Raw genomic sequence first — 15,043 nt, 5'->3', positions numbered from 1 at the left:
CTGTCGCGTCACTTGTCCGTGTGAACCGTCACGACCGCCGACAGGCCGGGACGCAACACATGGTCGAGTCCGGACTGGGCGTCGACGTGGATGCGCACCGGCACGCGCTGCACGATCTTCGTGAAGTTGCCCGTCGCATTCTCGGGTGGCAGCACGCTGAACGTCGCCCCCGTGGCCGGCGCGAGGCTTTCGACGTGACCGCGGAACGATTGGCTCGACGCGTCGAGCGTAAAGTCGACCGCGTCGCCGCCGCGCACCTTCTTGAGCTGGTCCTCCTTGAAGTTCGCATCGATCCAGAGGCCGTTATCGGGCACGACGGTCAGCAGCGGCACGCCCACCTTCGCCAGCATGCCCACACGTGCGGAGCGGTTGCCGATGTAGCCGTCGACGGGGGAGCGGATCGTCGTGTATTCGACGTTCAGTTCCGCGACACGCTGCGCAGCCTGAGCCGTGTCGACGCGCGCTCTGGCGTCGGCGAGCTGCGCGGCGATGACGTCGAGGTCACGCCTGGCGGCGGCCACGCCTGCGTCGGTCCGCTGCACCGCTGCCTGGGCCTTCGCGTAGTCGGCGTCGGCGCGTTCGACGATCTGATTCGACACCGCATCGATCTTGACCAGTTCGCGATAGCGCGTCTTGTCGGACGCCGCACGGGTCAGTTCGGCAAGCGACCCATTCTTTTCCGCATCCTGCTGGGCAATGACTGCCGCTTGAAGCGTCTGCTGGGCCTGCAGTTCGTCGACCACCGCTCTTGCGCGCTCGACTTCCGCCCTCGCCTGGGCGAGCTGCGCGTCGTAGTCGCGCGCGTCGAGGCGGATGAGGACCTGCCCCGCTTTCACATGCTCGTTGTCCGTCACCCGGATATCGTCGACGAAACCCGTGACCTTGGGCGCCATGACGGTTACGTCGCCGCCAACGTACGCGTCGTCGGTGGTCTGCTCGAAGCGCAGGACCGTGTACCAATACGTGCCCGCGGCCGCAAGCACGACGGCGACGGCCGACACGGCCAGCTTCATCCACGGAGTCTGACGGGGCTTTGCCTTGACGGCAGGATCTGCTACCGCGGTTTTCTCAGCGGCGGAGGTATTCATGTGGTCACCTGTGTATATGCACTATTTATTCAAAAGAGAGAGGCGAATCGCGAAACAATCGTCGCTCTACAAAGCCTCGGTGGTCGTTATGTGCATACACACATTAGCAATTCACGCGATGCGAATCGATCCCTTCTAAACCATCAGATTGGTATCCCGAACGATACCAATCGCATCCTGTCGTCTACTGCGAGGGGGGAGTCGACGCAAAGAAGCTCGTCGCATACTCGACGAAGGCCCGCACTTTCGCCGGCAGCAGCGTGCGACTGCTATAGGCGAGCCTCAATTCGACATGGCCGTCGATCAGCTCGAATTCGCTCAACAGACGGACCAGCTTGCCGGAGGCGAGTTCCTGCTCGACCAACGGAGCCGGCACCAGACCGATGCCCAATCCCCGCAGCACCATCTCCCGGTTGAACACCGGATTGTTCGACGACACCTCGAACCTGAGCGGGATGGACAACTCGTCGTTCCCGATGCGGAAGGCGATGTTGGGGCGGCGAATCGAGGGGGACATCGCGACAAAAAGGTGACTGGCAAGCTCCGACGGGTGCGTCGGCGTCGACGATCGATCCAGATAGTCGGGCGTGGCGACGATCACGAACGGCATGCGCGTGAGCAGGCGCACCACCGTCGTCTCGGCCGTCAACATATAGGGCACGACGATGCCGAGGTCGTAGCCTTCCGCCACCAGGTCGATCGGACGCTCGGTCAGGGTCACATCCAGGCGCACGTGGCGATGAGCCTGCTTGAAGCCGGCGATCAACGGGACCAGTCGATTGAGCGTGGCCGAAGTATGGGCAGCCAGGCGCAACAGCCCTTCGGGTTCGCGCGTTTGTGTCTGCACGTCCGCTTCGAGCGCGTCGAGCTCATCCAGGATATGCGTGCATCGCTCGTAGATGCGCTCGGCTGCCTCGGTCAGGGATACCTGTCGCGTCGTCCGGTGCAGCAGCCGGCTGCCAAGCTGCTCCTCCAGCTCGGCAATCGCCCTTGAAACGGCAGGACGCGGCAGTCCGTGCATGTCGGCTGCGCGGGTAAAGCTCTTCGCTTCGACTACCGAGCGAAAAACGCGGAGCTTGTCGAAATAGTCCATGAGCACCACCTATGGTCCCGACCAGGCGGCGTGCCGCTGCCCACCTGTCATGGTTGACAGTATGCATATGCACACATAGATTGGAAGTATGAACGAAATCGACATCGGCAGCGCGTGCAACTGTTTCGCCATGCGTCAAGCAGCGCGCTTCGTCACACAAATCTATGAGCGCCATTTTGCGCCGCTCGGCGTCACTGCGACGCAATACTCGATCATGGTCGCGTTATCGCGCCGACGCGACCTCCTCATGAGCGAGCTCGCCGACGCATTGGTCATGGACAGAACGACGCTGCTTCGCGCGCTCAAGCCGTTGCAGCGCGACGATATCGTCTCGATCGCACGCGCGGAACACGACGCGCGGGCCTATTCACTGAATTTGACGCGCGACGGTCTTCGCCTGTTCAAGCAAGCGACGAAGGCTTGGCAAGCGGCGCAAACGGAATTCGAAGACAAGTTTGGCCAGTCGCGTGCTCGAGCACTGCGTCAGGAATTGTTCAGCTTGACGACGGTGGATTAAGCCTGCTTTGTTCTGCGCGCGGCATACCTTCAAATCGACTGAGCCGCCCCCCCACCTGACATTGCGCTCGCCTGGCCTCGCCACGCGAGCGTTCTTTTTCTATCATTGCGTTCGGTCCCTACGTCACGCGCCCGCCGCCCTCCTCCAGCGCAACCCTGCCGGGCCGTCCGTTTGGCAAGCGTGCTTACCCGTTTCCGATGTTGCTTGCGTTTGACGCATCAAGAAATCGACGAACCAAGGAGCCGCAGTGAAAACAACCGTCCCGAGCCAACACGTCATACGCACGACAGCCGCCCGACTGGCCGCGGCTGCCATGCTGCTGCCGCTTTACTCCGTCTGCCACGCGCTCGAAGCATCCGCGCGCGTCCATCCCGTCATCGATTGCCCGCAAATGAACGGCATGCGCATCGCACCAGCCATGATCGGCTTGCCCACGACCGGCGCCATCGTCACGGCCGCCGTGTGGGTCGACACATCGAGCACCGCCCCGGAGAGCACAGGCCAACACTGCCGTCTGTCGGGCGAGATCGGCCCCGTCGATCCTGCTGCGCCGCCGATCAAGTTCCAGGTCGACCTGCCGAGCCTTTGGAACCAGAAGATTCTGATGCTCGGCGGCGGCGGTTACGACGGCACGATCCCGGACACCGCGGGCAACGTTCCCGCCGGCCCGGTCGATTCACCGGTGCCGCTCGCGCGCGGTTACGCGGTATTCGCCAGCGACTCGGGCCACCAGGCGGGCGCGCTCGGCAGCAAGGACGGCTCGTTCGGCATGAACGACGAATCGCTGGCCAACTATGCGAGTGACGCGCTGAAGAAGACGCGCGACATCGCGGTCCATTTGATCGACACGTATTACGGCGCGACCGCCCCCAGACACGCCTACTTTGCAGGCGGCTCCACGGGCGGGCGCGAAGCGCTGGCGGCCGTGCAACGCTGGCCGCACGACTGGGACGGCGCCATCGTGCTCTACCCGGCCTGGAATGGCGCCACGCTCGACTTGCAATTCGGCCGGATCACGCGTGCGTTCGCGCTGCCGGGCGCGTATTTGAATCAAGCCAAACGCAAAGCGCTCTACGATGCAGCGATGCAGGCCTGCGATGCGCTGGACGGCGTACGCGACGGACTCATCAGCAACGTGACGGCGTGCAACGCCCGCTTCGATCCCGCGACGGCCACGCTCAATGGTGCGCCGCTGCGCTGCCCCGACGGTGCCGATACGGGCGATACCTGCCTGTCGGATGCGCAGATCGCGGCGCTGAAAGTCTACGAAACGCCGATCAGGATCAACTACGGCCTGGCGAGCGGCGAGACGCAGTACCCGGGCTTCAACGTGTGGGGCACCGACCTCGGCATGGCGGGCTCCTCGCCTTTGCAGCCCACGGTGATTGCGCTGGCGATGGGCACGTCGCAGCCGGCCAGCCCGATGCCGGATACGGCGCCCTACATGAGCGTGTTCTGGGATCAGTGGATTCGCTTCTTCGTGACGCGCGACCCCAGTGCGAACTCGCTGAACGTCGATCCGCAGCACCCTGGCCCACTTGCGGCGCGCATCAGCTACCTGACGAGCCTTCAGGATCAAAACAAGACGGACCTCACCGCGTTCGCCGCCAGAGGCGGCAAGATCCTGATGGCGCATGGCACCGCCGATGCGCTCGTGAGTCCACGCTCGACCGAGCAATACTATCGTCGCTTGCAGATCACGATGGGTGCGACGGCCGTGCGCCACTTCGTGCGCTACTACGAGATTCCCGGCTATGGCCACGCCGTCAGCAGCGTGTTCAACGCGGCGTGGGATTCGCTGACGACGCTCGAGAATTGGGTCGAACACGGCAACGCGCCGCCGCCTCAAATCGTTGGCGATACCGCCGGCGTGCCCGGGCGTACGCGACCGCTATGCGAGTACCCGGCCTGGCCCAAGTACAAGGGCACGGGCGATATCAACGACGCGGCGAGTTTCTCGTGCGCGCAGCAATAGCGCCCCTCACCTTCGCTGATGCTCGGCTCGCCGATTCGCTAGGACGAGGCATCTACACCGTTTCGGCTAGCCGGCTACGTCTTCAGCCTGCCCGCAAGTCGTCGCGCTCGAGCCGGTAGCGGTCGTAGGGGGCTCCGTCGCTATCGACGTGGCCGACGAACCGCATGCCGAGCTTTTGCGCGATGCGCAGCGACGCCGTATTGGCCGCCTGAATATCGGCCACGACCCGCGGCAGCCGAACCGTGTCGAACGCATGCCGCACGAGCGCCTGGGCCGCTTCGCTGGCGATGCCTCGCCCCCACGCATCGCGTACGAGCCGCCAGCCGATCTCGACTTCGGGGCCGGCGCCGTGATCGGGAATCAACAGCACCCAGCCGAGGAAGCGATCGGGCGCGCTCGCTTCGCGGATGCTCCAGTAACCGAGCCCCGGCGGATAAGCACGCACGATACGGTGCTCGACGAACTGGCGATGCGCGACAGGATCGTGCCACGGCCCTGCGATGTAGCGCGTGACTTCGGGGTCGCGGTCCATCGCGAGACACGCCTCGAGATCGTCGAGCTTACGCTGGCGCAGTAACAGACGCGGCGTATCGAGCGCAGGCAACATGGAAGCGACGGAAGGCATGGTGATGAATCGCGTGGGAACAAAGCGGTTAATTAAACATGAAACGTCGGAGAGCCGTCCTGATCCGCGCATTACATTTTCATGACGAAACGGACGTTTCATCGGCTCGAGCTTTCGATTTTCTGACGGTTATACACCGACGCCCCTGTGTCGTCCGTCATGTAGTGGCTAGGGATTACTACGGATGCACCCGCGTCATGCCACGCGTCGGCTTAGAGTGCGCCTACACTCAATTTTGCCTACCCTCGGGGTGCCCGCACCGGCCTGGTGTTTCGCCGATGTGGAACGTGACGGAGACAGGAGAATTACAAAATGAAATGGACCAGCGAACAAAGGAACGTAACGATCGCCGCCTATCTGGGCTGGACGCTCGATGCGTTCGATTTCTTTTTGATGGTCTTCGTGTTCAAGGATATTGCCACCGAATTCCACACGAAGATTCCCGAAGTGGCGTTCGCGCTCACGCTGACGCTCGCCATGCGTCCCGTCGGCGCGTTGCTGTTCGGTCGGCTGGCCGACAAATTCGGTCGGCGCCCGACGCTGATGGTCAACATCGCTTGCTATTCGGTGCTCGAACTGCTGTCGGGCTTGGCACCGAACCTGTTCACGCTGCTCGTGCTGCGCGCCCTGTTCGGCATCGCGATGGGCGGCGAATGGGGGGTGGGCTCGGCCCTGACGATGGAGACCATCCCGGCCCGCGCACGCGGCTCGGTCTCCGGCCTGCTGCAAGCCGGCTACCCGAGCGGCTATCTGCTCGCCTCGATCGTGTTCGGCGTGCTGTACCAGTACGTCGGCTGGCGCGGCATGTTCTTCGTCGGCGTCGTCCCCGCGCTGCTCGTGCTGTACATCCGCAGAAGCGTGCCCGAATCGCCGGCCTGGAAGACGATGGAACAACGGCGGCAGGCTCGGCCCGGGTTGCTCGCCACCTTGCAGAAAAACTGGACGCTGTCGATCTACGCGATCATCCTGATGACGGCCTTCAACTTTTTCTCACACGGCACACAAGACCTCTATCCGACGTTCCTGCGCGAACAGCATCACTTCGATCCGCATACCGTGTCGCTGATCACGATCACGCTGAACATCGGCGCGATCCTCGGCGGCCTGTTCTTCGGCACGATCTCGGAACGCATCGGCCGGCGGCGTGCCATCTGCATCGCAGCGCTCATCGCCTTGCCGGTGCTGCCGCTGTGGGCATTCTCGAGCGGCGCGGTCTTGCTCGCGCTCGGCGCCTTCCTCATGCAGATTTCCGTGCAAGGCGCATGGGGGGTCGTTCCTGTCTATCTGAACGAGATCTCGCCCGACGAAATTCGCGCGACGTTCCCGGGCTTCGTCTATCAACTCGGCAATCTCATCGCATCGGTCAACGCGACGACGCAGGCCTCGTTCGCGGCGAGCCACGACAACAACTACGCGCTCGCGCTGGCCGTCGTCTGCGGTACGGCGTCGGTCGTCATCGCGATCCTCATCCTGTTCGGCCGTGAGCGTCGCGGCATCGACATGACACGCTCGGCCGAAGAGATCTCGACGACGGCCTGAGCAGACGCGCGCGTCTGTTGCTATTGTTCGGTATGCGGCTGCGATGCCTGATCGAAGCCGCATACGCGACTAGAGGAGTCCATCGATAAACAACGCTTGCTGCGGTACGCTGTCGTTTTTATCGTTCTACCCAGCCACAAACTATAAGTTTCAATCACCGAGTTGAATCGCTTGTTCGCGGCCGGGTAACCGGCATGGGAGGCGCACATGGCAGTTCGCACATCGAGCCGGGGAACCGGCGATACAAAGGCACGCATACTCGACGCCGCCGAAGACATCTTCATCGAATGCGGCTACGAAGCGATGTCGCTGCGGCAGATCACGTCGCGGGCCGACGTCAATCTCGCTGCGGTCAATTACCACTTCGGCAGCAAGGAAGCACTGATCCACGCGATGCTGTCGCGGCGGCTCGACAAACTCAACGAAGAGCGCTTGAAGCTGCTCGAGCGCTTCGATGCCCACCTTGGTGAACGGCTCACGTGCGAGCACGTGCTCGGCGCCATGTTCATTCCGGCGCTGCGGCTGTCACGCGATCCGCGCGCAGGCGGCCGCGCGTTCCTGCGGCTGCTGGGCCGAGCGTATACGGACCCTTCCGCGTTCATTCACGATTTCCTGAACGCCCACTACGCATCCGTGTCCGAGCGCTTCTTCGATGCGTTTCAGCGCGCCTTGCCGCATCTGCCGCGCGAGGAACTCGGATGGCGTCTGCACTTCGCGATCGGCGCACTCTCGGGCGTGCTGGCGGGCACCGACACCGACAACCTCATCGCCGAATTCGCGCAAGGCCAGTCGATCACCGATCTGCAACTGATCGCGCGCCTCGCCTCGCTGATGGTCGCCGCGCTCAAAGCACCCATGCCCGATACGGCGCAACTGGCCGCGTTCGCAGCGGTGCTCGGCGATGCAAGCGACTCGGCCGACGCCCACGATGCCGCCGCCGGTATTACGGCATGCGGCTCGCTCAACGGTCAAACGCTGGACGCCGCCGCGGCAAACCCGGTCGGCGCCGACGAAGTGCGCCCGCCGCAGCCCGAGGCGGAACGCGAGGCGGCTCAAGCACATGGGAGCGCACGCAACGCGTTGCCGCTGTCGCAAGCGCCGCAGGCATCGCAGTTGCAAGAGGCATCACGCCCCGTGCTTTGACGGCATGCGGCGCCACGCGCCGCGCCTGACGATGCAAGGAGGAACGGTCATGGGATGGCTCGTGGTGGTCCTTGTCGTCGCCGGCGCGGTGCTGGTCCTGCGCGAAGCGGTCGCATACGCATGGCTCATGGTGCTGTCGCTCTGGTGGGTCGCGGCCGTCACGACGGGCGCAGCGGGCCCCGTTGCCAGCGTGTTGCTGGCGCTCGTGCTGCTTGTGCCGGCATGCATTTGCGCGGTGAGGCCGCTGCGGCGCCGCTGGGTATCCGGGCCTGCGCTGACCGCATTTCGCCGCGCGCTGCCCGAGATATCGACGACCGAGCGCGATGCGATCGAAGCGGGTACGGTGTGGTGGGAAGCGCAACTGTTCTCCGGCCGCCCAAGCTGGGACACGCTGCTCGCGCATGGCGCGCCGACGTTGAGCGCCGAGGAATCCGCGTTCGTCGCTGAAGACTGCGCCCGCCTCGCCGATCTCGCTGACGAATGGGAAACGGCCACGCACTGGCAGGATCTCTCGCCGCAAGCGTGGCGGTACGTGAAAGAGCGCGGCTTTCTCGGCATGATCATCGACAAGCGCTACGGCGGCAAAGCGTTCAGCGCCTATGCCCATTCGCAGGTCGTCATGAAGCTCGCCTCGCGTTCGTCGGCCGCCACAGTTTCCGTCATGGTGCCGAACTCGCTGGGCCCCGCCGAATTACTGTTGCACTACGGCACCGACGCGCAAAAGGCTTACTACCTGCCGCGGCTCGCGCGTGGCGACGAAATCCCGTGCTTTGCCCTGACGAGCCCCTATGCGGGCTCCGACGCCGCCGCGCTTCCCGATGTCGGCATCGCCTGCCGAGGCACGTTCGAAGGACGCGAAACGCTCGGCTTTCGCGTCACGTGGGACAAGCGCTACATCACGCTTGGGCCGATCGCGACGGTGCTCGGGCTCGCGTTTCGAGCACGCGATCCCGAACGCTTGCTCGGTGGCGACCCGGAGCCGGGCATCACCTGCGCCTTGATTCCGACGTCGCACCCGGGTGTGAACATCGGGCGCCGGCATTGGCCGCTTAATGCCGTCTTCCAGAACGGCCCGAACTCGGGCAACGACGTGTTCATCCCGATCGATTGGGTCATCGGTGGCCCCGCGCAAGTCGGCAAAGGCTGGCGCATGCTGATGGAATGCCTGGCCGCGGGCCGCGCGATCTCGCTGCCGTCCTCGAGCGTCGGCATGGCCAAGACGGCCGTGCGCGGCACGAGCGCCTATGCTGCGCTGCGGCGCCAGTTCAAAGTACCGATCGGCAAGTTCGAGGGCATCCATGAGCCGCTCGCGCGCATGGGCGGTCACCTGTACGTCATGGACGCGATGCGGCGCTTGAGTGCGCAGGCCGTCGATCTGGGCGAAAAGCCGGCCGTGCTGTCGGCCATCGCGAAGTACCACGTCACTGAACGTGCGCGACGGGTGGTCAACGACGGCATGGACGTGCTCGGCGGCAAGGGCATTTGCCTCGGGCCATCGAATTTCCTTGGGCGGGCTTATGAACAGTTGCCGATTTCGATCACCGTCGAGGGCGCCAACATCCTCACGCGTTCGCTGATCGTATTCGGCCAGGGCTCGATCCGCTGTCATCCGTATTTGCTGACGGAAATGGCTGCGGCCCGCGAGACCGACCCGGCCCAGGCGCTTGCCGCATTCGACGACGCGCTGTTCAAGCACATGGCCTTCATCGCCGGCAATGCGCTGCGCAGCTTCCTGCACGCAATCACGGGCGGCCGCTTCATCGCCAAGCCCACGCTCGCGAACGCGGCGCTCGCGCCTTACTATCGCGCCGCCACCCGATTGAGCGTGGCGTTCGCGCTGATCGCCGACTGTTCGATGCTGCTGCTCGGCGGTGCGCTGAAACGCCGTGAACGGCTGTCCGCGCGGCTCGGCGATGTGCTCTCGCAACTCGCGCTGATCTCGGCAACGCTCAAGCGTTTCGAAGACGATGGTGCGCACCGTGAAGACCTGCCGCTCGTGAGATGGGGCGTCGAGGATGCGTTCGATGCGGCACGCAGCGCGCTCGAAGGGCTCTTCGCGAACTACCCGAACCGCTTTGCGGCAGCATGCCTGCGCGTGCTCGCATTCCCGTTCGGGATGCCATGGCATGCGCCGGCCGATGCGCTCGCGAGCGAGGTCGCCGAACTGCTGCAAACGCCCTCGCCTGCGCGCGAACGCCTGCTGGCCGATTCGTATGTCCCGGTAGGCGAAGACGACCCGATCGGTCTCGGCGAGCGGCTGCTCGCGCTCGTGCCGCGCCTGGCTGCGATCGAGGCGAAGGTCCGCGAGGCCGTGCGCGAGACACGTATCGCACCGATACCGCAAAGCTTGGCCGAGCTGGCGGCATGGGCAGAGCAAGCCACGACGCTCGGACTCATCGACGCGAGCGAGCGCGAGGTGCTGGCCGCGTTCGCGCACGATGGCGCGCTACTCGTGAAGGTCGACGATTTTTCGCCCGACCTCGGTCCATCCGACGCGCCTGCCGGTGCGCCCAATACTGCGCCGATGCAGGCGGCCGAGCCTGCCGCCTGATCGACCGTCAGCCGCTATCCGCTCGGCTCCCCGGGCCGCGCGCCGATGCGCACGACGACCGCACGTGCCGCACGCATCGGCAGAGCACGGACCGTACGTCCTGCGCTCGAGGCAAGGCCGCGCAGCACGAACCCATCAGCGGGACGCAGGACACCGATCAGCGGCTCCCGCGTGCCCACGAGCCGCACATGCCACAGCATGCCGACGTCATCGCCGATTTCGACGATCTCGGCGATGTACGTCGCGTGACGCACGGCTTGCTCGGCCCAGGCGCAGCTGGCGGGCAGCGCGCGATCGACGAGCAATATCGCCGCATCGCCCGCGCTTACGCGCCTCTCCCCCCATACGCCGGCGAACGGCAGAGCCAGCACGCTGCCGGTAGCCAGATGCACCGCCCCCGCCAGGAATCTGCGTCGGCTCACGTCCATCGCCATGCCCTCTCGTTCGCCGCAGCCATGGGTATGCTCCACGTCAGGTGTAACCGCGCGCCGAGCGCCAGGCCTTGGGCCAGATGCCCGATTTGCCGGGCGCAAGAATGCCCTGCGGATCGAGCGCGTCCTTGATTTGCTCCGACAAGCGCAGCAGCGCGCCTTCATTGAAGTCGTACTGCGCAGCCGCGAAATCCATGTACGCGAGGTGCGCGCGGTATTCGCCGTATCCGGCCGCGCGCGCATCGCTCATCAGCACGCGTAGGAGATCGCTGGCCGCATCGACCTGCCCGGGCCGGCTGCGGTCGAAGATGGCCGCAACGATATGGTGCAGATGGCGCGTGCCGGCTGTGAAGCCGCCGTAGTAGTCGAAGCCATATTCGGCCATGCGCGCCTTGGCCATCGTGTACTGGCGCATCGCGTCACGCCCCGTGAACGGACAGATCGGCGAGAAATCGACATGCGCGCCACTGCCCCCGACCCAATCGAGCATGCGAAACGCACTCATCGCCGGCACGCCCCCAAGATTGCGATCCTCGCCGCCGCTCGGCACTTCGTCGCCGGCATAGCGCTTGGCTTCGATCGACATCCCATGCACGCGCGAGAAGGCGCGCGAGACGATCGCATAGCGCGCATCGTTGAGTTCGGGCTCACCGTAAAGGCCGAAATGCAGGTTCCATCGACCGATGCCGAGCCGCGCGATCATCGCCTCGATGGCGGCCTCGGGCATCGGGCCCTGGCCGTCATACCAATCGCTGCGCGACGACAGACCGGCCGCGTGGCGCACTGCGCCTTCGATCACGGCGTGGTTGCGGATCGTCTCGTCGAGCTTGAGCGGCCGAAGAATCTCGACGATGGCCTCGAGGTCGGCCTCGCGCAAAAAGCGCGCATGGGCGAGCAGATAGGCACTCGGCTGCGGCATCAGCCAGAGGCCGAGCTTCGTGACGATGCCGAAATTCGACTGCATGAACATCGCGTCGTACGAGGGACCGAAGCCGGGCTTGAAAAGCTGCCACGTGTGGCCGATCTCGATGCCGCCCATGCCCGTGCGCACGACGTCGCCGTTCGCGAGCACGACCTCCATGCCGCACTGCATGGCCGCATGATCGCCGTAGGGCGTGTAGCCGAAGCCGCGCTCGAGCGTATTGCCGACGACGCTGCCCCACCCGGCCGCGGGCGGATCGATCCACAGCTTCGCGCCGCGCTCGCGCAGGTGCGCATAGAGATCGAAGTAGGTGACGCCGGGCTCGACGAGCGCATAAGCGTGCGTTTCATCGACTTCGAGTACCCGCTTCATCCGCTTCAGATCGAGCACGACCGAACCGGACAGACGTGGCGCGCCGCCGCCGTAGGCGAAGTTACGGCCCGTCGAAACGGGCCAGATCGGCATGCGGTAGGCGCGCGCCACGCGCAGCACCTCGCGAATCTGCTCGACCGAATCGGGCAGCACGGCTGCGGACGCGAAAAACGACGCGGCGGCGGGCGCGGGAGTAAACGGATCGGCGTAGTCGGCCAGGCGCTCGGCCGAGGTGACGACGTTCGCGGCACCCACGATCGTCGCGCACTCGTCCAGCGCCTTGCGCAGACGCGCATCAGGAACAGGCAGGGCTGCGTCGGTCATCGCGGTGGCCCCCGTGTGCGAGGCTTGCCGCCCACGCGGCAAGCGGCGCGCATATCGCGCGCGCTCGATCGAATCATAGTCGCCAATGGCGCCATTTTCGCGAGCGAGTATAGTGAACGTGGGCTAAACGCATACACGTCCAGCGCACGCGGGGTAAAATCCCGCCCAAGACACGCGCATCGTCCCGCGCACCACCAACCAACCTTGGAGCAGCCACCGCTGCCATCCTTGCAATGCCGAATCCCGCAGAATCGCATCCGCAAAACGACTTCATGAACGCCGCGCGCAAAGAGCGCAAGCGCGTCGAAATCTACCTCGTCAACGGCATTCGCTTGACGGGATGCATCGAATCGTTCGATCAGTATCTGGTGATGTTGCGCACGCCCGTCGGGCTGCAAGGCATCTACAAGCGCGCCATTTCGACGATCCAGATCGATACGGGCACCCGCCCCGGCGGCCCGCGTGGCCCGCGCACGGGCGGCTACGGCGAGCGCCACGGTCCGCGCGAAGGCGCTGGCCCGCGTGAACCGCGTGAACACTCCGGCCCGCGTGAGCACTCTGGCCCCCGCGAGTACTCCGGCCCGCGTGACTACTCCGGCCCGCGCGAGGCTCGCGAACCCCGTGAGCCGCGTGAATCGTACGGCGCACCAGCCGCCCCCGAGCGCACGACGGACGGGCCCGTCGTCGTCACGCGCCGCCGCCGGCCGTACAGCCCCGTACCGGGCAGCAACGAATCGGGCAGCAACGAATCGGGCGGTCAGGAAGAGTAAAACGGCGCGGCGCATCGCACGATGCGCCGCTCACCATGGGGCCACATTAGGCGGCGCAATCGTCGAGCCGCTGAAGAATGGCTTCGGCACGCGCGCCCTGTTCGTGCGTCAATTCGAACTGATGTTGCATCGACAGCACGCGGCGGCGCCAGTACTGCGCGGTCAGCATGCGGTTCGCCGGGCGCGATATCACTCGCTCCAGATGATCGAGATCCGCATCGACAAGATGCAGGGCGAGCCCGCCGCACGCACGTTCCGTCTGATGAATTGACATGCCGTAATTCCATAAAGAGAAGCCTCTAAACCGTCCGCAAGTTCGGTGCCAGCGGCGCTCTTCATATTCAAAACACATAGAAAACAAGGCTTCGCGGCAAAAATCAGACAAAACGCCAGCACCGGCCGGCTCCGATGTGCCTTGCACCAATTACAAGCACGTGGGCAGTTTCTTCATGGGAGAAAGCGTCCGATGCGGTACGCGGCTCGATGCACCCGACAAGATGTCTGTTGAGAATGCCAAAACCGCGGCGCAGAACGACGACGTAGCGGCCTTGGCATAAAGAGCAGGCATCGCCATCGCCGCGCGACGCGACGATGCCATGCGCTCACTGCTTCGAAAAATCGTATTCGCGCTCGACCTTGCAAATACGCGTCTTGTATTCCTGATACCAGCGTTCGCGGCCGAGCTTCTGCGCCATTTGATGTGCCGCATTGGCTTTCCAGGCGGCAATCGCCTCGAGGCTCTCCCAGTACGACACCGTGATACCGACGTCCTCGCGCGCCGACTCGACGCCCAGGAAGCCCGGTTGCTTCGCAGCCGACTCCGACATTGCCTCCGACATCTTGTCGTAGCCGTTGTCGCCTGGCGTGCGGATCGACGTGAAAATGACCGCGTAGTAAGGGGGAGTTTTGGTCTTGGCAATCGTCATGGCTGAGCCTCCATTTGGTAGTTTGGTATACCATTATGCCAAATCACAAAGACTTGAGCAGGTTAGCGAACATGCAAGAACGAATCGACTCGACGGCCGACGGCATCGCCGCCGAACTGCGTCAATGGATTGCATCCGGCACCCTGAGCGACGGCGCCAGGCTCGTCGAGCGCGAACTGGCCGAGCGTTTCGCCGTGAGCCGCATTCCGCTACGCGAAGCGTTGCGCAAGCTCGAGGCGCAAGGCCTCATCGCGATTCATCCCAATCGAGGCGCCGTCGTGCGTACGCTGACCCTGGCCGACGTCGACGAGATCTACAGCCTGCGCATGCTGCTCGAAGGCGATGCGATCTTTCAGGCCGTCAAGCGCATGGACGAGGAAACGCTGGTGCGGGCGAGCCTCGTGCATCGCCTGCTCGGCAAGGCCGAGACACAGGAAAAGCAAGGCGCGCTGAACCGCGAGTTCCACGAGCTGCTGTATGCGCCGTGCGGCAACCTACGGCAACTGAATGCGATTCGCGATTTGCGCGCCCAGGTCGAGCGCTACGAGCGCCTGCAAGCGACGCTTCTAGCCGATACGCCCGCGTTCCAGCACGAGCACGCGAGCATTTTGAAGGCGTGTCGTGAACGCGACGCGCGGCTCGCCAAATCGATGACGGTTACGCATCTGGCGACGGCCAAGCGCATCGTCGGAAAGGTGGTGACTCAGGCGCTGACGCCGCGCTAGATAGAAGACAGCTGCCCCGGTCTGGCTATCGCCCGAGCAACG

14 protein-coding genes are annotated in these 15,043 nt (G+C 64.5%); 7 read left to right on the top strand and 7 right to left on the bottom strand.

The window, feature by feature from the left end:
• Positions 1-8: 8 nt before the first annotated feature.
• Both D7S89_RS01815 and D7S89_RS01810 read right to left on the bottom strand, forming a co-directional pair.
• Positions 9-1,088 (bottom strand): HlyD family secretion protein, encoded by a 1,080-nt coding sequence (locus tag D7S89_RS01815; RefSeq protein WP_121275053.1) that lies wholly within the window; start codon positions 1,086-1,088, stop codon positions 9-11.
• Between the two features lie 184 nt (positions 1,089-1,272).
• Positions 1,273-2,181 carry a LysR family transcriptional regulator gene (locus D7S89_RS01810; RefSeq protein WP_121275051.1) on the bottom strand — a complete coding sequence of 303 codons (909 nt, stop codon included), beginning with the start codon at positions 2,179-2,181 and terminating at the stop codon, positions 1,273-1,275.
• Positions 2,182-2,269: 88 nt separating this feature from the next.
• Here D7S89_RS01810 and D7S89_RS01805 point away from each other — a divergent pair, with 88 nt between their 5' ends.
• Both D7S89_RS01805 and D7S89_RS01800 read left to right on the top strand, forming a co-directional pair.
• Positions 2,270-2,698 (top strand): MarR family winged helix-turn-helix transcriptional regulator, encoded by a 429-nt coding sequence (locus D7S89_RS01805; protein ID WP_121275049.1) that lies wholly within the window; start codon positions 2,270-2,272, stop codon positions 2,696-2,698.
• Between the two features lie 313 nt (positions 2,699-3,011).
• Positions 3,012-4,673, top strand: coding sequence for a tannase/feruloyl esterase family alpha/beta hydrolase (locus tag D7S89_RS01800; RefSeq protein ID WP_121275047.1), 1,662 nt, complete (start codon positions 3,012-3,014; stop codon positions 4,671-4,673).
• An 82-nt stretch (positions 4,674-4,755) separates the two neighbouring features.
• Here the strand turns inward: D7S89_RS01800 and D7S89_RS01795 are convergent, their stop codons facing one another.
• Complete coding sequence (locus D7S89_RS01795; protein ID WP_121275045.1) at positions 4,756-5,298, bottom strand: GNAT family N-acetyltransferase; 543 nt, start codon at positions 5,296-5,298, stop codon at positions 4,756-4,758.
• Between the two features lie 312 nt (positions 5,299-5,610).
• Between D7S89_RS01795 and D7S89_RS01790 the strand changes: the two genes are divergently transcribed.
• From D7S89_RS01790 to D7S89_RS01780, 3 genes are all read left to right on the top strand, one after another.
• Entirely contained in the window at positions 5,611-6,837 is a 1,227-nt protein-coding gene (locus D7S89_RS01790) for an MFS transporter (protein ID WP_121275043.1), read from the top strand.
• A gap of 207 nt (positions 6,838-7,044) precedes the next feature.
• Positions 7,045-7,980 (top strand): TetR/AcrR family transcriptional regulator, encoded by a 936-nt coding sequence (locus tag D7S89_RS01785; RefSeq protein ID WP_245982588.1) that lies wholly within the window; start codon positions 7,045-7,047, stop codon positions 7,978-7,980.
• Between the two features lie 49 nt (positions 7,981-8,029).
• Positions 8,030-10,531 (top strand): acyl-CoA dehydrogenase, encoded by a 2,502-nt coding sequence (locus D7S89_RS01780; RefSeq protein WP_121275998.1) that lies wholly within the window; start codon positions 8,030-8,032, stop codon positions 10,529-10,531.
• Between the two features lie 14 nt (positions 10,532-10,545).
• On the opposite strand, the gene D7S89_RS01775 is transcribed toward D7S89_RS01780, so the two are convergent.
• Positions 10,546-10,953 (bottom strand): hypothetical protein, encoded by a 408-nt coding sequence (locus D7S89_RS01775; protein ID WP_147426577.1) that lies wholly within the window; start codon positions 10,951-10,953, stop codon positions 10,546-10,548.
• A gap of 49 nt (positions 10,954-11,002) precedes the next feature.
• Positions 11,003-12,580: an FAD-binding oxidoreductase gene (locus D7S89_RS01770; RefSeq protein ID WP_121275996.1), complete on the bottom strand. Its 1,578-nt coding sequence runs from the start codon at positions 12,578-12,580 to the stop codon at positions 11,003-11,005.
• A 233-nt stretch (positions 12,581-12,813) separates the two neighbouring features.
• Between D7S89_RS01770 and hfq the strand changes: the two genes are divergently transcribed.
• Positions 12,814-13,350 (top strand): RNA chaperone Hfq, encoded by a 537-nt coding sequence (gene hfq, locus D7S89_RS01765; RefSeq protein WP_121275039.1) that lies wholly within the window; start codon positions 12,814-12,816, stop codon positions 13,348-13,350.
• 46 nt (positions 13,351-13,396) lie between these two features.
• Here the strand turns inward: hfq and D7S89_RS28220 are convergent, their stop codons facing one another.
• Positions 13,397-13,774, bottom strand: a complete 378-nt coding sequence (locus D7S89_RS28220) for a hypothetical protein (protein ID WP_342766885.1) — start codon at positions 13,772-13,774, stop codon at positions 13,397-13,399.
• Positions 13,775-13,952: 178 nt separating this feature from the next.
• Positions 13,953-14,276, bottom strand: coding sequence for an antibiotic biosynthesis monooxygenase family protein (locus D7S89_RS01755; protein ID WP_121275035.1), 324 nt, complete (start codon positions 14,274-14,276; stop codon positions 13,953-13,955).
• A gap of 71 nt (positions 14,277-14,347) precedes the next feature.
• Here D7S89_RS01755 and D7S89_RS01750 point away from each other — a divergent pair, with 71 nt between their 5' ends.
• Complete coding sequence (locus D7S89_RS01750; RefSeq protein WP_121275033.1) at positions 14,348-15,001, top strand: GntR family transcriptional regulator; 654 nt, start codon at positions 14,348-14,350, stop codon at positions 14,999-15,001.
• Positions 15,002-15,043 lie beyond the last annotated feature (42 nt).

It is taken from the genome of Trinickia fusca (assembly GCF_003628145.1).
Taxonomy (GTDB): domain Bacteria; phylum Pseudomonadota; class Gammaproteobacteria; order Burkholderiales; family Burkholderiaceae; genus Trinickia; species Trinickia fusca.
Note: the sequence above shows the minus strand (reverse complement) of the source record. Positions and strands in the feature narration are given on the sequence as shown.

Coding starts and splice junctions, on each gene's coding strand:
- D7S89_RS01800 (WP_121275047.1), top strand. CDS start 3,012: ATGCTGCTGCCGCTTTACTCCGTCTGCCACGCGCTCGAAGCATCCGCG.
- D7S89_RS01815 (WP_121275053.1), bottom strand. CDS start 1,088: ATGAATACCTCCGCCGCTGAGAAAACCGCGGTAGCAGATCCTGCCGTC.
- D7S89_RS01750 (WP_121275033.1), top strand. CDS start 14,348: ATGCAAGAACGAATCGACTCGACGGCCGACGGCATCGCCGCCGAACTG.
- D7S89_RS01755 (WP_121275035.1), bottom strand. CDS start 14,276: ATGACGATTGCCAAGACCAAAACTCCCCCTTACTACGCGGTCATTTTC.
- D7S89_RS01805 (WP_121275049.1), top strand. CDS start 2,270: ATGAACGAAATCGACATCGGCAGCGCGTGCAACTGTTTCGCCATGCGT.
- D7S89_RS01795 (WP_121275045.1), bottom strand. CDS start 5,298: ATGCCTTCCGTCGCTTCCATGTTGCCTGCGCTCGATACGCCGCGTCTG.
- D7S89_RS01810 (WP_121275051.1), bottom strand. CDS start 2,181: ATGGACTATTTCGACAAGCTCCGCGTTTTTCGCTCGGTAGTCGAAGCG.
- D7S89_RS01790 (WP_121275043.1), top strand. CDS start 5,611: ATGAAATGGACCAGCGAACAAAGGAACGTAACGATCGCCGCCTATCTG.
- hfq (WP_121275039.1), top strand. CDS start 12,814: ATGCCGAATCCCGCAGAATCGCATCCGCAAAACGACTTCATGAACGCC.
- D7S89_RS01780 (WP_121275998.1), top strand. CDS start 8,030: ATGGGATGGCTCGTGGTGGTCCTTGTCGTCGCCGGCGCGGTGCTGGTC.
- D7S89_RS01785 (WP_245982588.1), top strand. CDS start 7,045: ATGGCAGTTCGCACATCGAGCCGGGGAACCGGCGATACAAAGGCACGC.
- D7S89_RS01770 (WP_121275996.1), bottom strand. CDS start 12,580: ATGACCGACGCAGCCCTGCCTGTTCCTGATGCGCGTCTGCGCAAGGCG.